At 71.4% G+C, this 21,450-nt stretch carries 15 protein-coding genes; 9 read left to right on the forward strand and 6 right to left on the reverse strand.

The features are described 5' to 3' along the window. Window positions 1-396: 396 nt before the first annotated feature. Window positions 397-1,785 (reverse strand): hypothetical protein, encoded by a 1,389-nt coding sequence (locus VF202_15745; protein ID HEX7041570.1) that lies wholly within the window; start codon window positions 1,783-1,785, stop codon window positions 397-399. A 132-nt stretch (window positions 1,786-1,917) separates the two neighbouring features. On the opposite strand from VF202_15745, the gene VF202_15750 reads away from it, so the two are divergent. Continuing rightward, a complete protein-coding gene (locus tag VF202_15750; protein HEX7041571.1) occupies window positions 1,918-2,682 on the forward strand; it encodes a hypothetical protein in 765 nt (254 codons plus the stop codon). 66 nt (window positions 2,683-2,748) lie between these two features. On the opposite strand, the gene VF202_15755 is transcribed toward VF202_15750, so the two are convergent. Then, entirely contained in the window at window positions 2,749-3,828 is a 1,080-nt protein-coding gene (locus tag VF202_15755; protein ID HEX7041572.1) for an alpha/beta hydrolase, read from the reverse strand. A gap of 66 nt (window positions 3,829-3,894) precedes the next feature. Between VF202_15755 and VF202_15760 the strand changes: the two genes are divergently transcribed. Beyond that, window positions 3,895-5,154, forward strand: a complete 1,260-nt coding sequence (locus tag VF202_15760) for a hypothetical protein (protein ID HEX7041573.1) — start codon at window positions 3,895-3,897, stop codon at window positions 5,152-5,154. A 138-nt stretch (window positions 5,155-5,292) separates the two neighbouring features. Next, entirely contained in the window at window positions 5,293-6,321 is a 1,029-nt protein-coding gene (locus VF202_15765; protein HEX7041574.1) for a LacI family DNA-binding transcriptional regulator, read from the forward strand. Between the two features lie 213 nt (window positions 6,322-6,534). Here VF202_15765 and VF202_15770 read toward each other — a convergent pair whose 3' ends face one another. Further along, window positions 6,535-8,634, reverse strand: coding sequence for a hypothetical protein (locus VF202_15770; protein HEX7041575.1), 2,100 nt, complete (start codon window positions 8,632-8,634; stop codon window positions 6,535-6,537). A gap of 545 nt (window positions 8,635-9,179) precedes the next feature. Here VF202_15770 and VF202_15775 point away from each other — a divergent pair. The 6 genes from VF202_15775 to VF202_15800 all read left to right on the forward strand — a co-directional run bounded on the left by VF202_15775 (window position 9,180) and on the right by VF202_15800 (window position 18,349). Next, the gene (locus VF202_15775) at window positions 9,180-9,878 is read left to right on the forward strand and encodes a DUF433 domain-containing protein (GenBank protein HEX7041576.1); all 699 of its coding nucleotides are present in this window, start codon (window positions 9,180-9,182) and stop codon (window positions 9,876-9,878) included. Window positions 9,879-9,883: 5 nt separating this feature from the next. Next, a complete protein-coding gene (locus VF202_15780) occupies window positions 9,884-10,303 on the forward strand; it encodes a hypothetical protein (GenBank protein HEX7041577.1) in 420 nt (139 codons plus the stop codon). 89 nt (window positions 10,304-10,392) lie between these two features. Continuing rightward, window positions 10,393-11,451, forward strand: a complete 1,059-nt coding sequence (locus VF202_15785; protein HEX7041578.1) for a hypothetical protein — start codon at window positions 10,393-10,395, stop codon at window positions 11,449-11,451. 551 nt (window positions 11,452-12,002) lie between these two features. Further along, a complete protein-coding gene (locus VF202_15790; GenBank protein HEX7041579.1) occupies window positions 12,003-13,559 on the forward strand; it encodes a hypothetical protein in 1,557 nt (518 codons plus the stop codon). A gap of 827 nt (window positions 13,560-14,386) precedes the next feature. After that, a complete protein-coding gene (locus VF202_15795; protein HEX7041580.1) occupies window positions 14,387-15,379 on the forward strand; it encodes a hypothetical protein in 993 nt (330 codons plus the stop codon). Window positions 15,380-15,622: 243 nt separating this feature from the next. Beyond that, on the forward strand, window positions 15,623-18,349 hold the full coding sequence (locus VF202_15800) for a hypothetical protein (protein HEX7041581.1): 2,727 nt from the start codon (window positions 15,623-15,625) through the stop codon (window positions 18,347-18,349). Window positions 18,350-18,558: 209 nt separating this feature from the next. On the opposite strand, the gene VF202_15805 is transcribed toward VF202_15800, so the two are convergent. From VF202_15805 to VF202_15815, 3 genes are read right to left on the reverse strand one after another with little or no spacing between them, the layout of a single operon-like run. Beyond that, complete coding sequence (locus VF202_15805) at window positions 18,559-19,572, reverse strand: asparaginase domain-containing protein (protein ID HEX7041582.1); 1,014 nt, start codon at window positions 19,570-19,572, stop codon at window positions 18,559-18,561. Then, on the reverse strand, window positions 19,569-20,360 hold the full coding sequence (locus VF202_15810; protein HEX7041583.1) for an ABC transporter permease: 792 nt from the start codon (window positions 20,358-20,360) through the stop codon (window positions 19,569-19,571). The genes VF202_15805 and VF202_15810 overlap by 4 nt, the downstream gene beginning before the upstream one ends. Window positions 20,361-20,398: 38 nt before the next feature. Continuing rightward, on the reverse strand, window positions 20,399-21,436 hold the full coding sequence (locus tag VF202_15815; protein HEX7041584.1) for an ABC transporter permease: 1,038 nt from the start codon (window positions 21,434-21,436) through the stop codon (window positions 20,399-20,401). Window positions 21,437-21,450 lie beyond the last annotated feature (14 nt).

Consider the following 21,450-nt stretch of genomic DNA (forward strand, 5'->3'; position numbering starts at 1 on the left):
GGTCGTCCTCAACGGCATGAGGCTGCTGCGGCCGCTCGGCCCCGCCGGCTCCTGACCGGCCGGCACACGTCCCCCACCGGCCGTGGCGGTACGGGTTCGACGAGATATCCTCCGCGAGTCCTTCGCACTGCGGCTCTCGAAGGACGGTTCCGACGGTTCACATGGTCGGTAAGGGGCGATGCATCTCGGACCACGATCGTCTCGACTCGCTAAGGGAGGCGTGTCCATGCCAGAGCAGAACAAGGCCATCGTCCGGCGCCTGTACGCGGAGCTCGACAAGGAGAACTCGCCCTTTGCTCGGAGCTCTGCACGCCGTCGTTCGTGTCCCCCTTCGGGACGCCCGATCCCCAGACCCGCGAGGCTCCGCCTGGCCGAACCCGCGGGAGGCCCGCGGCCTCACCGGCTCCAGGCCGGCGAGTACGCGTCCTCCACCAGCAGGTGTGTCTCGCCCGAGGCGATGTCGAGCACGTACACGTCGGGGTCCACGAGGTTCTGGGTCAGGTCGTCGAGCTGTGACGCCAGCTCGAACGCCACCTGCGAGCCGTCGCCGGAGACCGACAGGTCGCCCACGAACTGGCCCGTGTAGTGGGTGAGAGGCGTGACCGTCCCCGAGGAGAGGTCGTAGAGGTACATGTTCGCCGAGTAGTCGCCCTCGAAGACGTCCCCCTCGGTGACCGAGTAGACGAACCCCGAGGCGTCGGGCAGCCAGGCGATGCCCTTGACCATGTCGAGGTCCTCGACCGGCACCAGCGGCTCGCCCGCCGAGGACGACCCCGCCTCCATCAGGTAGATCCCCCGCTCGCCGAAGGGGTCGAGGCCGAAGAAGAGCAGCTCGTCCGCCGTGCCCGCCGTCGGCCCACGTTCAAGGAAGTCTATGGATCCCGGCACAGCGGCACCGTCCGGGACGAGCTGGGTGCCGAACGCCAGCGGCGGGGGACGGTAGGGCAGCTCGTAGAACGAGCCGAAGGCGTAGATGAAAGAGATCCCCTCGCCGTCGGCCGTCCACGTCGGGGTGCGGGCCTCCCACGGCACCTCCGAGAAGGTCACGAGGGCCTCTGACGTGGTGACGGTGCCGCCGGGCGGGACGTCGACCAGCGTGTCGAAGAGCAGCTCCCTGCCGTTCCCGCCGATGAGGGTCGCCATCTGCCACGCCTCCTCGCCGGACCCGGTCAACAGGTCGGCGACCCCGGGGAAGGTGACGACGCCGTGACCCATGGGCGGCAGGCTCACGACCTTCGCCTCGGAGGCGCCCTGGAAGTACATGAAGCCGAAGTACGAGTCGAAGCTCGGGTTCTCGATGGGCACGTTCACCGTCGCCTGCGGGTACGACGCCAGCTCGGCGCAGGCCGGCGCCTGGGTGACGCGCCCGTAGCCCGTGCCGTCGGCGCCGACCACGTAGATGTCTGAGTGGAGCAACGAGCACCAGTTCTCGTGCGTGCTGGCGAACGCGAGGCGCGTGGCGCTGGGGTTCCACTCCAGACCCCAGGCGGCGTAGACCTCGTCGGGGTCAGCGAGGCCGTGCGCCCACAGCTCGCGGTCGCCGGAGCCGTCCGGCGCGATGGCGCGGATCGAGTCGCCGTCGCGGGTGACGTAGGCGATCGTGTCGTGCAGCGGCTGCGGCTCGGGACCGGGCCCTGGTCCGGGGCCCGGTCCGTCGGGTCCGTCGGGTCCGTCCGGTCCGTCGGGTCCGTTCGGCGCGCCCGGTGCGCCGGGCGCCTGCGCGCACGCGGCCAGGCAGCCGAGCACGAGGAGGAAGGTCGAGAGCCATCTACGCGTGTTCCGCATGCGGCGTCCTCCGATCGAGCCGGCACCGTAGACCGACAGGCGTTAACGGGCCGCGAACGGCAGCGCGAGCTCGGGCTCAAGGTTCTTACCGGCCCCGGCCGCGCGTCTCACCCCTAGCCCGCATAGTTCGGCATGACGAGCGAAGAAGCGCCACGCACCGTCCACCTGCTCTGGAGCGGCGGTTGGAGCTCCACGTTCCGCGCGCTCACGGCCCTGCGCCTGGAGGGAGCGCAGGTGCGCCCTCACTACGTGCTCGACCCGTTGAGCCGGCACGCGGAGATGGAGATCGACGCCATGCGGCGGGTGCGCGACGCGGTGCGCGAGGCGAGCCCGGAGCAGGCCGACAGGCTCCTGCCCATGGCCTCGGTGGGCCTCGACGAGCTGCAGGAGGACGACGCGGAGGCGGAGCGCTTCGCGCGGCTCAACGCCCGCGCCGAGCTGGGCCGGCACTACGAGTGGCTGGGCCGCTACGCCCGCCACGCCGGCCTGGATGGGCTGGAGGTGGGCTCCCACCGCCACGACGCGCTCACGGCGCTTCTCGACGGCAACCTGCGCCCGGTGCGTGAGCGACCCTTCACCACCTACCGGCTCTCGGATGAGGCGCTCGACACCGACCTCGGCCTCTTCGCGGGCCTCAGCTTCCCGCTGGCCGAGCTGACCCGTGCCGACATGCGCCGCATCGCCCTCGAGGGAGGCTTCCTCGAGACGCTCGAGCTCACCTGGTTCTGCCTCACGCCGCGCCGTGGCGAGACCTGCGGCGTCTGCGTGAAGTGCCACGCCGCCGTCGAAGACGGGCTCGGCCACCTCCTCTCGCCCGCCGGACACCGGCGCCACGACCTCAAGTGGCACTCCAGCTGGCGCCCCTGGCAGAGGGTCGTCGACCGCGTCGTGGGCTGAGGCGCCCCCGCTGGCTCCGGCGGGGCCGGTCTGCCCTGCCGCCCCGTGCCCTCCTCGGCCCGAGCCTCAGCCCAGCGCCGCGTCGCCCTCGGCCAGCACGGCGGTGAACTCGGCCATGAACCGCTCGGGGTGCTCGATGTACGGCGTGTGGCCGCACTCCTCGAACAGCACCTCGCGGTACCGGCCGCCGGCCGCCGCGTAGCGCTCCAGGACCGCCCTCGTCTGGCCGACCATGGGCTGCGGCGGGTAGACGTCCTCGCCCGGCCAGCCCGGGAACAGGCCCAGCTTGCCGAGGTAGCCGACCTCGGAGAGCGACGTGTCCGACACGATCTGGTCGTCGGCGCCGCGGACCCACAGCACGGGCGGCTTCGGCGAGGCGCTCACGAACCTCTCGACCGAGTCACCGAGGTACTTGGGCGCCATCGCGTTGATCGGCCCGTGCACGCCGGGAGCCAGGCCGGGCCAGTTCGGCGACGGCACCGAGTCGCCCGGGTAGCGGTCCGGCCCCATCTTCTCGCTCAGCATCCCCGTGAGGAGGTCCTCCTCGCGCCGAGCGCGGAACGGCGGCTTCCAGTAGAGGGCGTTCATGACGTTCCGCGGTGAGCTGGGGTCGTCGGTGCCGCGGTCGCCCGCCGTCATGCGGCGCACCATCTCCGGGTTGACGAGGCCGCCGCCCGAGCCCGCGAAGTCGGGATGGGTGGGGGTGCCCTCCGGGTCCCTCGTCCCGCCGAAGCCGTACGGGGAGCCGGGCGCCACGAGCGTGACCGAGAGGATGTCGGCCGCGTCCTCCGCCACCAGCCGCCAGAGCACGAACCCGCCCAGCGAGTGGCCGGCCACGTGGTAGCGCTCGATGCCCAGGGCCTCCTTGAGCGCGAGCAGGTCGTCGACCCAGTCCGCCGAGCCGCGGGTGGCGTCGATGACCTCGTCCTCGGTCTCGCCGTAGCCGCGCAGGTCGGGCGCGATGGCCCTGTACCGGGGCGGCAGGGCGACCATCACCTCCTCCCAGTAGGTGCTGTTCGAGGCGTTCCCGTGCACCAGCAGCACGGGCACGCCGTCCTCCGGCCCGGAGGTTAGGACGAACGTCTCGAGCCGGGACGTGGGGACTCGGCTCGTGCCTACGCCTTCGAGGTGATCGATGGCTGTCATTTGGCACGAACTTACCCCGCCCGCCGCATGGCCGGGCGGGCGGCGATGATGCCATCATGGTCGGGCATGCCTTTGGACAGCCGGCTCGAGGAGCTCGTCACGCGCGTGCATGCCACGCCCCACTCGGGCGTGCTGGCCTTCGCCGGCGCGGGCTCGCTGGCGCTCGCCTGGCTGCACGGCGTCGGCGGGTCGAGCCGCACGGTCATGGCCGCCGTGGACATCTACCACGAGCAGAGCATGAGGCAGCTCCTGGGCTTCATGCCGGCGCGGTTCACGTCGCGGCGCGTGGCCCGCCTCATGGCGGACGCCGCGTACCGTCTGGCGCGCGAGTACCGCTCGCGGTCGGAGCGGCACGCCCGGCAGCGCCTGCTCGTCGAGAGCGCCTCGCAGGGGCCCGTGGCGCCGTCGGCGGCCAGGTCGGCGGCGGAGGCGCCCATGGACCGGCGCCTGCCCGTGTTCGGCCTCGGCAGCACGGCCACCATCGCCACGGACCGCGCCAAGCGCGGGGACCACCGCGTGGCCTGCGCGGTGCGCGACGGGCTCGGCAGCGTCACCTACGCGCTCACGATCGAGAAGGGCGCGCGCGACCGCGAGGGCGAGGAGGAGCTCGTCAGCCGCGTGATCTTGGGCGCCGTGGCCGACGCCTGCGGTGTCTTCGGCACGCCGGCGCTGCCCCTCGCCGGGAGCGAGGAGCTGCGGCTGGAGTACCGCCCCACAGAGCTCCTCGAGGCCGTCTCCAGGGGAGCGGGCCCGATGGCCGTGGTGACGCCGGAGGGGCGCGTGACGAGCGGCGGCGGCCTGGGCGCGCGCACCGTGCTCTCGGGCTCGTTCAACCCGGTGCACGAGGGTCACTGGGGCCTCGCCGAGGCGGCCTCCCGGCACACGGGCCTGCCCACGCTCTTCGAGCTGCCCCTCCTGAACGCCGCCAAGGCGCCCATCGAGCTGGTCGTGGCACGCAAGCGGGCGCTGCAGTTCGCAGGCCGGGCGCTGATAGCCCTCACCCGGGCGCCGCTGTTCGCGCAGAAGGCCGAGCTCTTCCCCGGCAGCGTCTTCGTGGTCGGCGTCGACACCGCGGAGAGGGTCGTGGACACGCGCTTCTACGACGGCGACCCGGTGGCGATGCACGCCGCGCTCGACACGGTGCGGGCGCGCGGCTGCCGCTTCCTGGTGGCGGGCCGCGAGACCGGCGGCGCCTACCGCACGCTCGCTCAGGTCGCGGTGCCGGAGGGCTTCAGGGACCTCTTCGAGGCCCTGCCAGAGGGCGAGTTCCGCCACGACATCTCGAGCACCGAGATCAGGAGCCGGTGGGTCAACGAGTGGTCGTGAAGCCGCCACGACGGGCGGCGCAGTATGGTGCGGGGAAACTCGGGCGCAGGGATGGGGGTCTGCGGCGGCGGGTCGGTCCGGCTGGGGTGCCGGAGAGGCGCGCGGCGTGAGCCGTCGCGGCTGACTAGGGGGTGACGAGTGGCGGCTGCCAGGTGGAGGCGCGTCACGCTGAAAGACGTCGCGCGCGAGGCCGGGGTCTCGGTCGGTATGGCGAGCCGGGTCCTCGGCGGCTACGGGTCGTTCAGCGCCGAGACGGCGAGACGCGTCTTGGACGCGGCGCGGCGCCTCGACTACAGGCCGGACCTGCTGGCCCGCTCCCTGCGCCTCGGCCGGACGCGCTCGATAGGCCTCGTCGTCTCCTACCTGCTCGCCCCCCACTCGGCCTCCTTCGCCCGCGAGGTCGACGCGGCCGCGGCCCGGCACTCCTACCAAGCGCTCGTCGGGACGGCGGCCGGTGACCCCTTCGCGGAACAGTCCTACCTGCGGACGCTCGTCGAGAACCGCGTCGCCGGCATCATCGCCGCCCCCTCCCCCTCGAGCGAGCCGCTCGTCGCGGAGATCGTCGCCTCCGGCCTCCCGGTGGTGCTGCTCGGCAGCGCCAACGGCCACCTCGGCGCGCCGCGCGTGAACCTGGCCGACAGGGACGCGGCGCGACGGGCGACCGAGCACCTGCTCAGGCTGGGACACAGGCGCGTCGCGATGATCGCCGGCGCCACCGAGCTGTGGCACGCCCGCGAGCGGCTCGAGGGCTACCGCGACGCGCTGCGGGCGGCGGGCATCGAGCCGGAAGCGGGCCTCGAGGCCCACGGCTTCCACCTCTTCGACGCCGCCTACGAGGCCATGGGAAGCCTGCTGGCGGGGCCCGAGCCGCCGACGGCCGTGCTGGCGGGCAACGAGCTGATCGCCGGCGCCGTCCTGCAGTGCCTCAAGGACCGGGACGTGAGCGTGCCGCGCGACGTGTCCCTCGTGACGTTCGACGACCCGCCCTGGGCCGCGTTCTACAGGCCGGCGCTCACGGCCGTACGCGTGCCGCGCGCCGAGGTGGCGCGGGTGGCCGTCGAGACGCTCCTCGCCGAGGTGGCGCGGCGGGAGGGTGAGCCCGCGCCGGTAGAGAGGGTCATAGAGCTCGACCTGATAGTGCGCGAGAGCACGGCGCCGCCGGCCTGAGGCGCGGGCTGGCTGCGCATGAGCCGGGCCCCGGCGTGTGCGGCGGCGGCGGTCTGCGGCGCGTCGCGGCGCCGCCAGTCCCCGGCGCGTGCGGCGGCGCCGGTCTGCGGCGGGTGCGTGGTCGCCGGCTCTAGGCGTGAGGGGCGGGCTCCGCGCGGTCGGGGCGTCCGCCTCCGCCGCCGGGCCGCACGCCCCCGCCTCGGGCGCTCTCGGCTAGGGCGCCGCGGCGGGCTCGTAGTACAGCAGCCACAGGCGCGGCGCCTTGGCGGGGTCGCCGTCGAACGAGTGCGCCGTCCGTGAGGCGCCGGGGTCCCCGCCGGCGGGCGCTAGCACGACGGCGACGGGGTTGCCGGCCGCCCAGCCGTCCGCGTCGACGAGCTGCTGGAGCTGGTTGCGCAGCGGCGGCGAGGCCTGCGCCGGCCCCGACTCGTCCGCGCCGGGCCAGGGCGGGAGCTCCCAACGGGTGGCGCCGAGCATAGGCCGCGACGAGAGGTCGAAGGGCTCCTCGGCGAACGCCCCTGCCGCTGCCGCGTCCTGTACGCCGACGTCTACGGCGGCCCGGCCGTCGCCACTCGTCGCGGACGTGAGCACGATCCTGGCGTCGACCACCGTCGCGCCCGGAGGCACCGGCACCCCCAGGAACCTCAGCCCGACGAGCTGCTCCACGCCCAGCGCCTCGTCAGCGCGCAGGTCGAGGCGCTCGTGTCCCGTCGCGACGTCGCCGGCCGGGCGGGGCGGCGACGCGACATCTTCCGCCGTCTCCTCGGCGTCGTCGGCGCTGGCGGCCACCGGCAGCGAGACGAGCACGCCGGGAGCGACGTCGTCGGGTTCGTTGTCGCGTATCGCGGGGGCGAAGATGCTGCCGAAGCCGAGCCCGGGCGCGTGGATCCCGCCGCCGGCGCCGCCGTCCGCGACGTTCCCCTCGATGGCGCACGTCGGGCACAGGCCGAGCTCGAGACCTGCCTCGGCGTACACGCCCCCGCCGGTGCCGGAGCGGTTGCCGCGCACGGCGCTGCCGCCGGCGAGCACGAGGCGCTCGCCCTCTTCGCCGTCGGCGACGTAGACGCCGCCTCCCCGGTCGGAGGCGCGGTTGCCCGCCTCGCCGCCCACCACGGAGCCGTCGCGCAGCTCGACGGTGCCCAGGCTGTAGACGCCCCCTCCCAGCTCGGCCTCGTTGTCGTCGACGACGCTCGCCAGTAGGACGAGCTCGCCCTCGTTCCAGGCGCCGCCGCCCCGCTCCGCGCTGTTGCCGAAGACGTGAGTGCGCAGGAGGGTCAGGCGGCCGCGGTTCGTGATGCCGCCTCCCGCCGACGTGCCAGGCTGGCCGACGTTGCCGCTGACGTTCGAGTCGGTGAGCTCCATCATCCCCTCGTTGAGCACGCCCGTGGCGCCCTCGAAGGTCTCGTGGCCGGTCACCTCGACGCCCCTGGCCCGCATGAAGCCGGAGTTCGCGAGGCCGCTCACGGCCTCGGCGCTGTTCGCGCTGAGCGCGACGTCGTCGAGGAAGGCGACCCCGGTGCTGACGACGCCGCCGAAGGCCAGGCTCGCGCTGCGGGCCACCTCGACCCGGGTCAGGCGCAGCTCGCCCTCGTTGTAGACGCCCAGGGCGTCGTTCTCGACGATCGCGGTGTCCATCACCTCGGTGTAGGCATCGAGGCCGATGGCCGCTATGACGCCGCGCTCGCCGGAGATCAGGGCGCCGTTGAGCCGTAGGTCGCTCTCCGTCACGCTCAGCTCGCCTCCGACGTTCGCGACGGCCGACCCTGTCCCTGGGACGAAGCCGACGTCGGTCTCGAGCTCGCCCGGCGCCGAGTTCCCCCGCATCAGGACGCGCTCGAGGACGACGATCCCGCCGGCGCTGTAGACCGCACCGCCCCACCGGCCCTGGCCGACCACGTTGTCCTCGAACGTCGTGTCCACGGCCGCCAGCTCCCCGCCCGCCACGTACACGGCGCCGCCGTCGTGCGCCTCGGTGCGGCCGCCGCGCAGCGTGACGTCCTCGAGCCTCAGGCTCCCCCCGTGTTCCACGTGAAACAACCGGAAGGGAGCGGCGCCGGGGTCGCGCGCGACGACGCTTCCGGAGCCGCGCACGGTGACCGCGGACGATACCGAGGGCAGGCCGTTGGGGCCGTCGAGGTCGTTGTCGACGTCGGCGAGGAGCACCGTCGCGCCCTGGGGCAGTGCGACGACGTCCGGCCCCGAACCGGCCGGACAGCCGCCGACCGCGGCGTCCCGGTTCGCGGCGGCGATCGCGTCCCGCAGCGTGCACTCGGACCCGCCGGCTTCGCCGCCGGTAGCCGTCACGGCGATCACGGCGCCGTCAGGGTCGCCCGGCCGCTCGGCGGGAGGCTGGTCGCCCCCGCAGGCGGCGAGCAGGGCGCAGACGCCGATGGCGAGGAGGTCGCCGCGGACCGTCGCGGGCTCCCGTGGCGGCGCCGTCCGGCGCGAAGCGAGCTCCCCGACGCGCCCGCCGGGCCGGGACGCCGGCTCGATGGCAGGCGCGACCCGAAGAGACGCGCGCGGCCCTGCCGCTTCGCCTCGGCGCGTCGCGGGCTCCCCGCACGACGCGTCGGTCCCCGCACGGTCCGGCTGCTGAAGCCGTCGCTCCACTGCCCACTCCTCGCACGCCCGCCCGGGATGCCTGCCCGCTCGCCTCGGCGGTGAGCGCGGCCACCCCGCGGTGCGACGCACGGCAGTCTAGGGGGCGGTCGTGCGTGGGCTCTGAGCCCCCCGCTAAGCACCCACGCAGGTCGACTTCATCTAGTCTCATGCGCAAGGGGGATAGGTAGACCGCCGATGCCGGCTCTATCGCGCTCGACCTAGAATCCGGTCGACACTGAGCCAGAGAGGAGGCTGCCGTGACCATCACCGCCCCCAGCGACGACATCCAGAGGTTCTACGGAGGCGCGCAGCCCGGGGACATCCCGCTGTACTCCTACGCGGCGGCCTCGAAGTACATAGGCGCACCAGAGAGCACGGTCAGGTGGTGGGCGCAGGGTCGCCGCGCCGACGGGTATGAGCCGGTGATCGCAACGCACGAGGGAGGCCTGAGCTTCTTCGACCTTCTCGAGCTGCATGCCGTCAACCAGCTCCGTCGGGTTCATGGAGTGAAGCTCAGCACGATCCGTGATGCTGTCAGGTACGCCAAGAGAGAGCTGGGCCTAGAACGTCCGCTGCTGCATGAGGACCTGAGCACCTTCGGTCGCGACATCTTCATCGGCCACTTAGGCGAACTTATCGGCCTCTCCTTGGGTGGGCAGCTTGCCATCCGGCAGATCGTCGACAGGTACCTGAGCCGCCTTGATCGCGACGCAGGCAGGTTGCCGGTGCGTTTCTACCCCGACTTCCGGGGCGTGGAGCGAGTGGAGGGGCAGAAGCCCATCTCCATCTCTCCTCTCGTGGCCTTCGGGAAGCCGACGCTCGCGAACACGGCTGTCCGCACGGCCGTCGTAGCCGCCCGCGTCGACGCGGGCGAGCCGGTGCGGACCGTGGCCGACGACTACCAGGTTCCGGTCGAGGTCGTCGAGAGCGCGGTGCTCTACGAACGCGCCGCCTAGGTGTCGTGCCTTCCTACATCGAAGAGAACCTGGATGGACGGACCTTCAGGGCCGTATTGGTCGAGGCTGGAGTTCAGTTCGTCCGCGCCAACGACCTTGGGCTCAGGGGGGCGCCCGACCCGGTCTGGATACCGCGCGTCGGCCGTGACGGTCTGGTCATCGTGACATCCGACGTGCGGACGCGGTACAGGCCGGCCGAGAAGAGGGCCCTCGTGGCCTCGCGAGCCAGGGTGATCTGCCTCCCGCAGTCGCGAGCGGCGACGCACACGATGCTCGCTAGGAACTTCGTGAACGCGCAAGGCGTCCTCGCCCGTTTCATCGCTCGCCACCAGGCACCGTGGCTGGTGACACTGAACCTGCCGGTGAACAGGGAAGATATCTCCAAGGGTGTCCATGGGAGGCTGCGGCCGGTGCAGCTCGAGTGACGTGCGCCCCGTATGCGAACGAGCGACTCCGCCGAACTGCCCCAGCTAGGCACGGTGGCGCACCAGACGCCCGGTAGGAAGGAGAGGCCATGGCGACACCCAGAACCCCAGGTCGGCACTCACCTGCGCCCGCCGCTGGTCCCACGCCGGCCCTCGCACGCCCCGCTCTCGTCGTCGGTGCCTTCTTCCTGCCCCGCGCGGCCGTAGTCCTGGCCGCCGCGGCCCTCGTCGCGGCCGGCACGGCCGGCGCCCAGAGCGTCGACTACTTCCCCGTCCCGGCCGGCACGCACCCGCACGACGTCGCCCCCGACCCAGATGGCGGCGGCGTCTGGTTCACGGCGCAGGCAGCGGGGCAGCTCGGCCTCCTCGACCCGGAGACGGGCGACGTGCGCCTCGTGGACCTCGGCGACGGCTCGCGGCCGCACGGGGTGATCGTCGGGCCGGACGGCGCGCCGTGGATCACCGACGGCGGGCTGAACGCCATCGTGCGGGTGGACCCGGAGACGTTCGAGGTCACCGTCTTCCGCCTGCCCGAGGACAGGCCGAACGCGAACCTCAACACCGCCGCGTTCGACGGCAGCGGCGTGCTCTGGTTCACCGGCCAGAGCGGCGTGTACGGGCGCCTCGACCCGGCCACCGGCGAGACGAGCGTCTTCGACGCGCCGCGCGGCCGCGGCCCCTACGGCATCACGGCCACGCCGAGCGGCGAGGTCTACTACGCGTCGTTGGCGGGCAACCACATCGCCCGCGTCGACTCTGGCACCGGCGAGGCCACGGTGATCGAGCCGCCCACGCCCCGCCAGGGTTCCCGGCGCGTCTGGTCGGACTCGCGGGGCCGCGTCTGGGTCAGCGAGTGGAACGCCGGCGCCGTCAGCGTCTACGACCCCGCCGACGATTCGTGGCGCACGTGGCCGCTGCCCGGCGGCCGGCCGCAGGCCTACGCGGTCTACGTCGACGACCAAGACGTCGTGTGGCTCTCCGACTTCGGCGCGAACGCGATCGTGCGGTTCGTCCCGGCGACGGGGGCCTTCCAGGCCTTCCCCAGCGACCGCCCCGGCGCCGCGGTGCGGCAGCTCAACGGACGGCCGGGCGAGGTGTGGGGCGCCGAGTCGGGTACGGACAGGCTGGTGCGGATCAGGACGCGGTGAAGGCCCAGATCTCGGTAGGAGTCTGGAGCCGGTTGGTATAGGCGCCACAGGCGGCAGGTTGAAGCTTCGGACGAAGGCCCGACTCGTCGCGGCCGTTCGCCCGGGTAGACGAGCCTACTGCGACACCGAGCGAGACTGGCACTTGCACCCGCGAGCTTCACGCGCCGAACGGAACCCCAGCGTCGCCATTGAGGACTGGGCCGCACGAAGGGTCCGGGCGAGTCGCCACACCCATGCTCTCCGCACTCGCCTGCGGCGTCCCGCTGCTCGCTCTCGCCCTATGCGCCTCGGTTCTTCCCCGGCAGCCGCCGGGGTTTTGCGGGTCCACGCTCTCGAGGATCGACGTGGGCGAAGCTGACTGGATGACGTCGTGGTCGAGTGGTGGCGCCTAGAGCCGTGCTACCTAGTACGTAAGAGGCCCGTCAGAGACGCGTGGTTACGGTCGCGCCCGCTAGACCTGAGAGTCGGGGGGGAAGCGCATGGCTCCAGATAGGTCCGCCCGGGCGTCTGCAGACGAAAGGATGGCCGCCCGCAGCGGCGCATCGCGGGCGATGTTCGATGAGGCAGCTTCGTGGCTGGACAAGTACCGGCGCGGCCTCCAGACCATCTTCTCCTCCTCGCTAGTACGGGGCTTCGTCTTCGAGCCGTTCAAGGGCCTTCTCGACTTCGGCGGAGACTTGACCGAGGTCGAGGTCCGCCGGACCATCACCATCATCGCGCTGATGAACGCCGCCATGGCGGCGGTGCCGGGGAGCATAGGCTACGGCCTGTTCGTGGCGCTGGCCCTCGAGGCCTACATGGCCTACAAGATCGCCCGACTCCTGGGGTTCTCGGTCTCGAGCCCCGCGGAGCTGATCAAGACCGTCGGTGCGGCCTCGATGACCGTGGTGAGCGCGGGCCTCCTCTTCAAGGAGATCTTCGCCTTCCTCTGGCGAGCTCTGGCGCTCTTCCCCGTGCTGGGCGGCGCCGCGACGTTCCTCGCCGAGTATGCGACCACTGTCGTGATCGGTTCAGTACTCTGGGTCGCCTTCGATGCCATCAAGACGGCCGGCGGCCGACTTGACGACGGCGATGCCCTAAGCCGAGCACTGCGGGAGCAGGTTTCCCGAGGCTGGAACATCGGTAGTGGGATGCTGAAGCAGCAATGGTCGCTCCTCAGGGGCGTTCTCAGGCCACAGACGTTCCGCATAGTCGCCGAGAGGGTGAAGGCTTTCCTGACCGGCGACGTTGTGGTTGACGAAGCTCGACTGCGCGGCGACCTGTTCGTGTTCGTTGGCATGAACTGGCTGATGGCGAGGCAGGCGGAGCGCCTCGACGGACCGCTGGGTGAGCTGTTCCTCGGGGCCGTGAGGCGCGGCGTGCCAGACCTGTCCGACGCCACGCCGGACGAGATGGGCGACTACATGCGCCAACTGAGCGGAGAGCGACTCGACGGCATGATGAACCTGATCAAGGGCGAGGTCTTCGAGGCCATGGTCGAAAGGAGCATCAATCTCGGCTCGACCGGCGAGTCGGCCCGCCTGCACGACGACCGTTCCGCCCCGGGCTCCGACATGGTTCTCGTAAGCCCGGACGGCACGAGCGAGGTGCTGGTAAGCCTTAAGGCCACCGACGACCCGAGCTACATCGCGCGAGCGCTGGCCCGTTATCCCGAGGTACCAGTCATGACCACCGACGAGGTCGCCTCGCAGTTCGCCGGCGACGACATGGTGATGGCCAGTGGCATCCGTCACGCGGAGGTCATGGCAGTGACAGAGGAGAACTTCGAAGAGATGCTGTGGCAGCTCCCTTCGGTGGCGGAGGTTACAGGCGGCGGCCTGACTCTCTCGGCGTTCGCGAGCCTCTACCCCTTCGCAGTCGCGTGGCGCCGCGGCAAGATCACGCGCGAGCAGTTCCTCACCGCCCTCCAGAGTGTTACCGGTACCACGAGCAAGGCGCTGGTCTCGAGGCTCGCTCTCAGCGTGGCGCTCGGGCCGGTCTTCGGCTGGTTCCTGCTGGCGCGCGGTGCGGGTTTCGTCGCGAAGAACGTGATCGCTGTGGCCGCGGAACCAGGCGTCCACGCGGAGCGTACGACCTACTTGCTGAGGGCGGGTCCGGCAGAGACTTGAGCTGCTAGGGCTAGCGCGAGCCCGCGTAGCAGGGCCCAAGGTGCCATGCGGCATGCCCACAGGCGCCAAGACTTGGAGATCGGTCGAACGCTTCGTCGGGCGGTCAGCTTGCAAGGCGTGAAGAACCGCTCACCTTCGCACCCGTAGAGGACAAGGATACCTGCGCAACACAGCCCAAGCCCTTCCGTTCTCTCGGTATCCGCCGGTGCGAAAGCACGTAGACGCGCTCGTGCCACCTCCCGTAGCGGAGACCTTCGACTCGGTGACCGCGGGCAGCTCGAGGGCCGAGGGCGTGCCCTGACCCTGGCCTGTGTCAAGAGCCCCCTCCTGGACGGACCCGTCCGCCGCCCGTGACATTCCCGTCAGAGGCCGCCGGTATGGTCGCCACCGAGTCTTTCCGCGTGGCCGCCGGTCGGGTTGGCGGTCGGGGGTCAGAGCGGACGAGGGGGCGGTTCACATCCGCAGCTTGGAGACACGAGCGTCCGCACGGGGCGCCCGTCGGGTCCTGCCACGCGTCGGCGGGGGACGGTGCGAATCAGCAGGACTGGCAGAGCGGTTCGGGACCGTGTCGTGCATCGCCAACGGGCACCCACTGCCCGCCTGTGTAGTCCCCGGCGGGCGTCAGGCGCGGACGGCGCCCACGCGCTTGTTATCTTCCTCGTGCCCTGGGGCCGGCTCGCCCGGCCCCGGCCACGCGTCATCTGGGGGGAGCGAAGTTGGTTCGTGCTAGCTCGCGGCCTCGGCCGCCTTCTCACGTCAAGTTCAGCGTCCTCGCGCTCGGGCGGCGCCACCTGCCGCGGCTGCTCGGTGCGGCGCTCCTGACCCTCGTGGCCGCGGGTTGCGTGCACCCGGTGCCGAACGACCTCGTCGAGGTCGGGCTCAGCGTCGTGGGCGGCCCTGTGGACGCCGACGGCGCCCTCGGGGTCGTCGCGGTCAGGGTCGAGGTCTTCGACCAGCACGGCGACACCGTGCGTTTCAACGGGTCCCTGGAGGCCGATGCCGAGGGCTCCGTCACCGAGCTGACGCTCGAGCCCGGAGCCGCGCCCGTGACGATGTTCCTGCCGCGGGGCGGCACCTACACCTTCGCCGCCAGCGGCTACGGCGCCGGCGGCGAGTTCCTGGCGTTCGGCGAGGCGTCCCGCGTCGCCCTCAAGGGCCGCGACGACGCCGTGGCGATAACCATGGCGGGGCTGCTCGGGCACGCGCGCCTCGACCCGAGAACGCCGGTACACGCGCTCCTGCCCGGCCAGACGCTGGACCTGCTCCTGACGGTCATGCCGCCCGCACGCGAGGACCTCGTGGTGCCTCCCGCCGACTACGAGGCCTCCTACGAGGTGGAGAACGCCACGACGATCGCCTCCAGCGGCCTCGGCGTCAGGCTCCAGGCGGGGCCGCGGTCAGGCGGGGACGTCGTGGCCAAGGTCGAAGCCGAGGGCCTGGTGATCCTCGGCTCGCGGGCCCACCCGGGCGTCGTCACGGCCGAGCTGCGCTTGCCGTTCGCCACGGACGTGGCGGTGGACATGACCCCGCCCGAGGTGTCGGCGCTGGCGTTCGACCCCGCTCAGAAGGCGCTGACGGGCGTCGCGGACGACGACCTCGGCGTCGTGAGGCTCGACGTGTACGACGGACCGGTCCTGCTCGCCTCCAGCGACGAGGAGACCGCCGACGCCGAGGGCGTGCCGGTGGTCTCGTTCCCGGGCGGAGGGACGGGCTTCGTCGCCCTCCTCGACCTGCCGCCCGGCACCCACGAGGTGACCGTCTACGCCTCCGACTTCAGCCGCAACCAGGGGACCGCGAGCCTCGTGCTCACGGTCCCGTGAGGGGGGACACATGCGAGGAAGACCTTGACGCCCGGCCTGACAAGGCGGGCAGGACGCACCGGAAGGACCAGCGACCACGCGCCGCGGTGAGCCGACGGGAGCACCGCGGACAGGGCGCATCGGTCGAGCCAGCCGACAAGCGTCGCGACGAGCCGCGAGAAGCGCTGCCGGGGGAGTCACCCGCGGCGGCAGCGGCCGCGCGGCGATGAACCGGAACCAGCAAGCACCCCCAAGGAGGTGCAAGTGAAGCACGTCATCAGAGCATCCTCAGCCGCCCTCCTGGCGCTCGCGCTCCTGCTGAGCGCGTGCGGCGGCCCCCAGCTGCCGGTGGACCCCAGCATGCTCGCCGTTACCGTCGCCGTCGACCTCGGCGGCGAGGCGGTCGAGGGCGGGGACCAGCTCACGCCCCAGGGCTTCCCCTACGACCCCGACGACGGCTCCATCGCGGGCTCGGTCGAGGTCCACGTCTACGACAAGGACGGCGACGCCGTCTCGTTCGACGTCTCGGGCGGCACGTACACGGCGGCGCCGTCGGGAGCGGTCGGCTTCATCACGCTGACCCCCGGCAGCGAGTCCGCCACCGTCAACCTCCCCAGCAGCGGCAACCCGTACCGCTTCGAGTCGTTCGGCAGGGCGGACGGCGACGTCGTCGCCTACGACGAGCGGTCGCAGGACGTAGCGGTCGTCCCGTCGGTGTTCGTCACCCTGCGGTCGGTCCTCGAGGAGGCGATCCTCGTCCCCCGTTACCCGACCGCGGTCGCCACCCCCGGCCAGGTCCTCGACCTGATGCTCGTCGTGATGGCGAACGGGCACTCCGACTTCCCGACCGACTACCTGCAGGTGCCCGTCGGCGACTTCACCGCGACCTACGGGACGGTGACGAACGCCGCCGCGGGGCCGTCGAGCGTCAGGGGCATCAGGCTCACCGTCGACCCCGCGTGCACGGGCGACGTCACCGTGGACGGCCACGTGACGGGCCTGCTCTTCGACGGCACCGCGTACGCGACCGGCGACCTGCCGTTCCACGGCGGGGCCGGCTTCAGCCTGAGCTGCCCGGCGGCGGTAGGGGGCGAGGTCGCGGTCGACCTGGTGCCGCCGACCGTCACGCTCGACAGCTTCGACCCGGCCACACGCGTAGTCACCGGCACCGCCTCCGACGCCTTCGGCATCGCGTCGGTCGAGATCTACGACGGGCCGGTGCTGATGGCCTCGACCGACCCGGCCAAGGTGTCGGGGACCGTCTCGCTCATCGTGTTCGCTCCCGGCAGCGACGAGTTCACGACGACGCTGGCGGTCGACCCCGTCGGCGGGATCTCCGCCGTCGCGCTCGACCCCTCGGGCAACGAGGCCAGCACGGAGCCCACGTTCGACGACGGGTTCGTCTACGTCGACGCCTCCGCCGGCCCGGGCGGGGACGGCAGCGCGGCCGCTCCCTTCGACACGATCCAGGAAGGCATCGACGCGGTCGCCTCTGGCGGCACCGTCTTCGTGAGGAACGGCGACTACGACGGCGACCACCTGGTCATCGACAAGCCGCTCACCCTCCGCGGCGAGAGCGAGGCCGGCGTCAGCGTCAGGCTCAGCACGACCGGCTACGGCGTCGAGGTGAGCGCGGACGACGTCACGATCGAGAACCTGACGATCGAGGGCACGGACCCCAGCCTCAGCCTCAGCGCGAACTACGGCGTCAAGGTCTCTCCCCAGCCCGTCGACGACGACCCGTCGACCACGGACCCCGTGCTCACGAACTTCGCCATGACGGACGTGACGGTCAAGGGGTTCGGCCGCAGCGAGGTGGACCTGCTGGGCGTCGACGGCGCGTACCTGACGCGCGTCACCGCCGACGGACAAGGCACCGCCGGCGTGGGCATCGCGATCTCCGGCTCGCGGAACGTCGCGCTCCTCGGCGTGAGCACGCTGGGCAACGACTGGGGAGGCGTCGGCCTCTACTCCACCCCGTTCGGCGGCATCAACGGCGTCTCCGGCATCCACGTCGACACGGCCAGCACCTTCGCCGAGCCGGTCGAGGTGTACTCCGATACCGGTGCCGGCCCCGCCGGCGCCGCGGTCGAGGACCTGCGGCTCCAGGGCTTCACCCACGTCGTGAAGAACCCGGACTTCCGTGCGGACGGCGACGCCTTCACGTTCTACATGCGCACGGAGTCGGGCGCGGTGGCGCTGGCGAACGGACTGGCGACGCCCGAGAGGTCGTACGTGCAGAAGCTCGGCGCCGACGTGAACGGCTTCGTCGTCGCCCAGAACCGCTTCGTGGTGGGCGTGGGCATGAGCCTGCAGACGGCCATCGACGCGGCGCTGCCCGGCGCGACCATCGAGATCGCCAGCGGCACGCACACGATCACGACCACCACGACCGTCTCCAAGAGGGTCACGCTCACCGGCCAGCCGGGGGCCGTGATCGAGACCAGCGGCTCCGGCTTCAACGTGCTGTACATCCCCGCCGGCGGGGCCGGCACCGTCGTCGAGGACCTGACCTTCGTCAAGACCGACAAGGCGGGAGTCCACAACCTCGTCCAGATCGGCGCCGACGACGTGACGATCCGGAACAACATCTTCTCGGGGCAGTGGCAGGCCGGCGACTCGGACATCACCAGGGCGCTCGAGATACAGGGCGGCCTCAGTGGCCTTCTCATCGACGGCAACACGGTCTTCGCCCTGCGTCAGCCCGCTTACATCAACGGCGGCACCCCTGGCACCACCGGCACCATCTCGAACAACAAGGTGTACGGGACGAAGGGCTGGGTGGTCGACGGCGCGCTCATGACGTTCTCCGGCAACACCTGGCGTTCGGACGGCGGCACCGGCCCCAGCGAGAACATCGACTGCGACATCGCCCTACTCGCCGCGACCCCGAACGGCGTCCCGCAGTACGACCCCATCGCGGACCTCGAGGCCGCCAACGGCGGCGACCTGCTGAACCTGCCGGGCAGCTGCGACCAGCGGGTTCCCTGACAGCCTCTAGCGGGTAGCGTCCAGCACGCACCCTTCGGGCTCCCCCGCCGATCGGCGGGGGAGCCCTTTCAGCGGGGCGTCCAACTCAGGGATGGAGCTCCCCTAGGCAGCGGCCCACCTAGGGCGGCCGACGGTGCAGCCACCGACCGAAGTGGGGCTCCGCCGTGTGCACTCTCCGAGAGCAGCCCATCGAGAACGCGGTCGGCGGCCTACGCCTCCTGCCTCCCCAACGCCGTCCTCGGGTCCCCGTCCCTGAGCCAAGCGGCCAGCTCATCGCCCGTCAGCCCGGCGGACAGACCCACGAGCAGCCTGATGCGCGCCTTCGTGCCGGGCTCGAAGGTAGGCAAGGCGCCCATCCCCAGCAGGTCCTTCTCCGACCCCGCGAAGCCCACCGGGAAGCTCTCGTGGAGGCGCAGCCTCCCCGAGGGGCAGCGGGTGCTGATAGCGACTGCGACCCCGTCGCCGCTGAGCGCGGCGAGGGGCTCGAGCAGGTGGGGAGGCACCTGGCCGGACGCCAGCGACTCCACCACCAGTCCGTCGGTGCCCTCGCGAAAGAGCCCCCTGAGCTGCGCGGTGCCCATGCCCAAGTAGCACTTCACCAGTTCGACTCGGGCGTTGAGCGCGGCCGGGCGCAGCGAGCGCGTTGTCCTCGGCGTTCTGAGGAGCCATGGCCGGCCATCCTCGATGCGGCCGAGGGGCCCTAGCTCCAGGCTCCGGAAGGCCCGCATGTCCGAGGCGTGCACCTTCGCGACCGCCCCGGGGTCGTGGATCTCGCCCTGGAGGACGACGTAGACCCCCGGTGGTACGTCGCTGGCCGCGACGAGGAGAGCGTCGAGGAGGTTGGCGGCGCCGTCGCTGCGCGGATGGCCGTGCGGGTACATGGAGGCCGTGAAGACGACGGGCACCCTAGGGGTGAGCGTGAGCTGCGCCAGGTACGCGACCTCCTCCAGGGTCCCGGTTCCGAAGGTGATCGCCACGCCGACCAGGTCGCCCGCCTCGACGGTGGCCGCTACGGCCTCGACTAGCTCGAAGGCGTCGGCAAGGGACCACTCCGTGCTCGACCGCAGGTCGTAGTCCCAGGCGGAGACCGCTAGGTCCGGTGGCAGTTGCTCCTGGATCCCGTAGGCCGCGGTCAACAGGTCTGCGACGACGAAGCCTCGCGTTCGCGCGGAAGCGGAGATCGTGCCCCCGCAGCCCATCAAGGCGACACGCCGGCGGCTCATTGTCGGGACCTCGGGTCGAACCTCCCCAGGACAGAGTCGCTGAAGATGTTCAGCGACACGACGGTCAGGAACATCACGGCACCCGGCATGACCGCGTACCACCAGTAGCTGAGCAGGTACCGCCTGCCAGCGCTGATGAGCAGGCCCCATTCGGGCAGAGGCGGCTGCGCTGCCAGACCGATGAAGCTGAGGCCGCCGATGAGCAGGATGGCCACGCCGACGTCGATGGTCGCCTTCACGGCCACCGGGTAGAACGTGTTCGGCACGATGTGCTTGAGCAGCACTCGAGCGCTGCGGGAGCCGAGCGCGAGCGCGCCTTCCACGTACAGCTCGCTCCTCGCGCGCAAGACCTCGGAGCGCATCATCCTCGCGTACTGACCCCACCAGATGAGGAGTATCGCCAGGGCCGCGTTCGTGAGGCTGGCCCCCAGAACGGACACTAGAGCTATGGCGAGGATCATGGCCGGGAAGGACATGAACAGCTCGACGAGGCGCATGACGACGAAGTCGACCCAACCACCGATCCAAGCCGATGCGGCGCCCACGACCATGCCGATCACGCAGGCGGCGAGCACCATCCCGACCGCTGTGCCAAGGGAGTACCTGGTCCCCAAGACGACCCGCGCCAGCAGGTCCCTGCCGTACTCGTCGGTGCCGAACGGGTGCTCCAAGCTCGGCGCCGCCAGGCGAGCCGACATGTTGATGGTGAAGGGGTCGCCAGGCCAGACGATGTGGGGGAGCAGGGCCGCTGCGAGGATGAGCAAGAGCCACAGTGCGCTGAGGAGCACGAAGGGCTCCCTCAGCGCCGCCAGAGCTCGGCGCCACCTCACGAACGCGTACCGATCCTGGGGTCGAGGAACATGTACGCGATGTCCACGACGAGGTTGATCACGGCATAGGCAGTGACGGCGACGATCGAGAACCCGAGGATCGCCGACGTATCGAGGTGCGAGATGGCACGGACCGCGTAGGACCCGATGCCCGGCCACTGGAAGATCGTCTCGGTTATCACGGCCCCGCCGAGCAGCTCGCCGATCCTCAGGCCGACGAGGGTGACGATCGGGACGAGAGCGTTCCTCAAGGCGTGCTTGAAGATCACCACGCGGCGTGCCAGGCCCTTGGAGCGAGCCGTCTGCACGTAGAGCTCTGACAAAGACTGCCCGAGCGACATCCTGGTGGTCCGCGCGACCGATGCGATCAACAGCGCTGAGAGGGAGAAGGCGGGGAGGAGGAGGTGGCTGAGGGCGTCCCACAGCACCCTTAGGTCTCGGTTGATGAGCGCGTCTATCACCAAGAGGCCCGTGTGCGATACGAACTCGGGCGGCAGGTCCCCGATGCGGCCGCCGTAGGGTAGCCAGCCGAGGACGCGGTAGAAGACGAGCTGCAGCAGGAGCCCGAACCAGAAGACGGGCGTGGCGATGAAGACGAGCGACGTCGTCGTCGCCAGCCTGTCCACGACACGGCCGCGGTTGACCGCGGCCAGCACGCCCAAGGGGAAGCCGAGCACGAGGCTGATGACCACGCTCGCTATGGCCAGCTCCACGGTGGCCGGCAGGTAGGTCGCGAGGTCCTGGACGACGGGCACCCCCGACGTGATGGAAACGCCCATGTCCCCGTGCAGGAGCCCCGACAGGAACGAAAGGTACTGGACGTGAACTGGACGGTCCAACCCGTACTCGGCGCGGAACGCCTCGACCATCTCGGTGGTGGCGTCGTACCCCAGGACCGCGCGGACAGGGTCGCCGGGGATCAGCCTCACGATCACGAACATGACCACCGTCATGCCGAGGAGCACGAAGACGAGGCCGATGAGTCGCCTTGTCAGGTACTGGACCATGCGCGCGCTGTCGCGCGTGAGAGGCACCCGGAGGCCTCCCA

Source organism: Trueperaceae bacterium, assembly GCA_036381035.1.
Classification (GTDB): Bacteria; Deinococcota; Deinococci; order Deinococcales; family Trueperaceae; genus DASRWD01.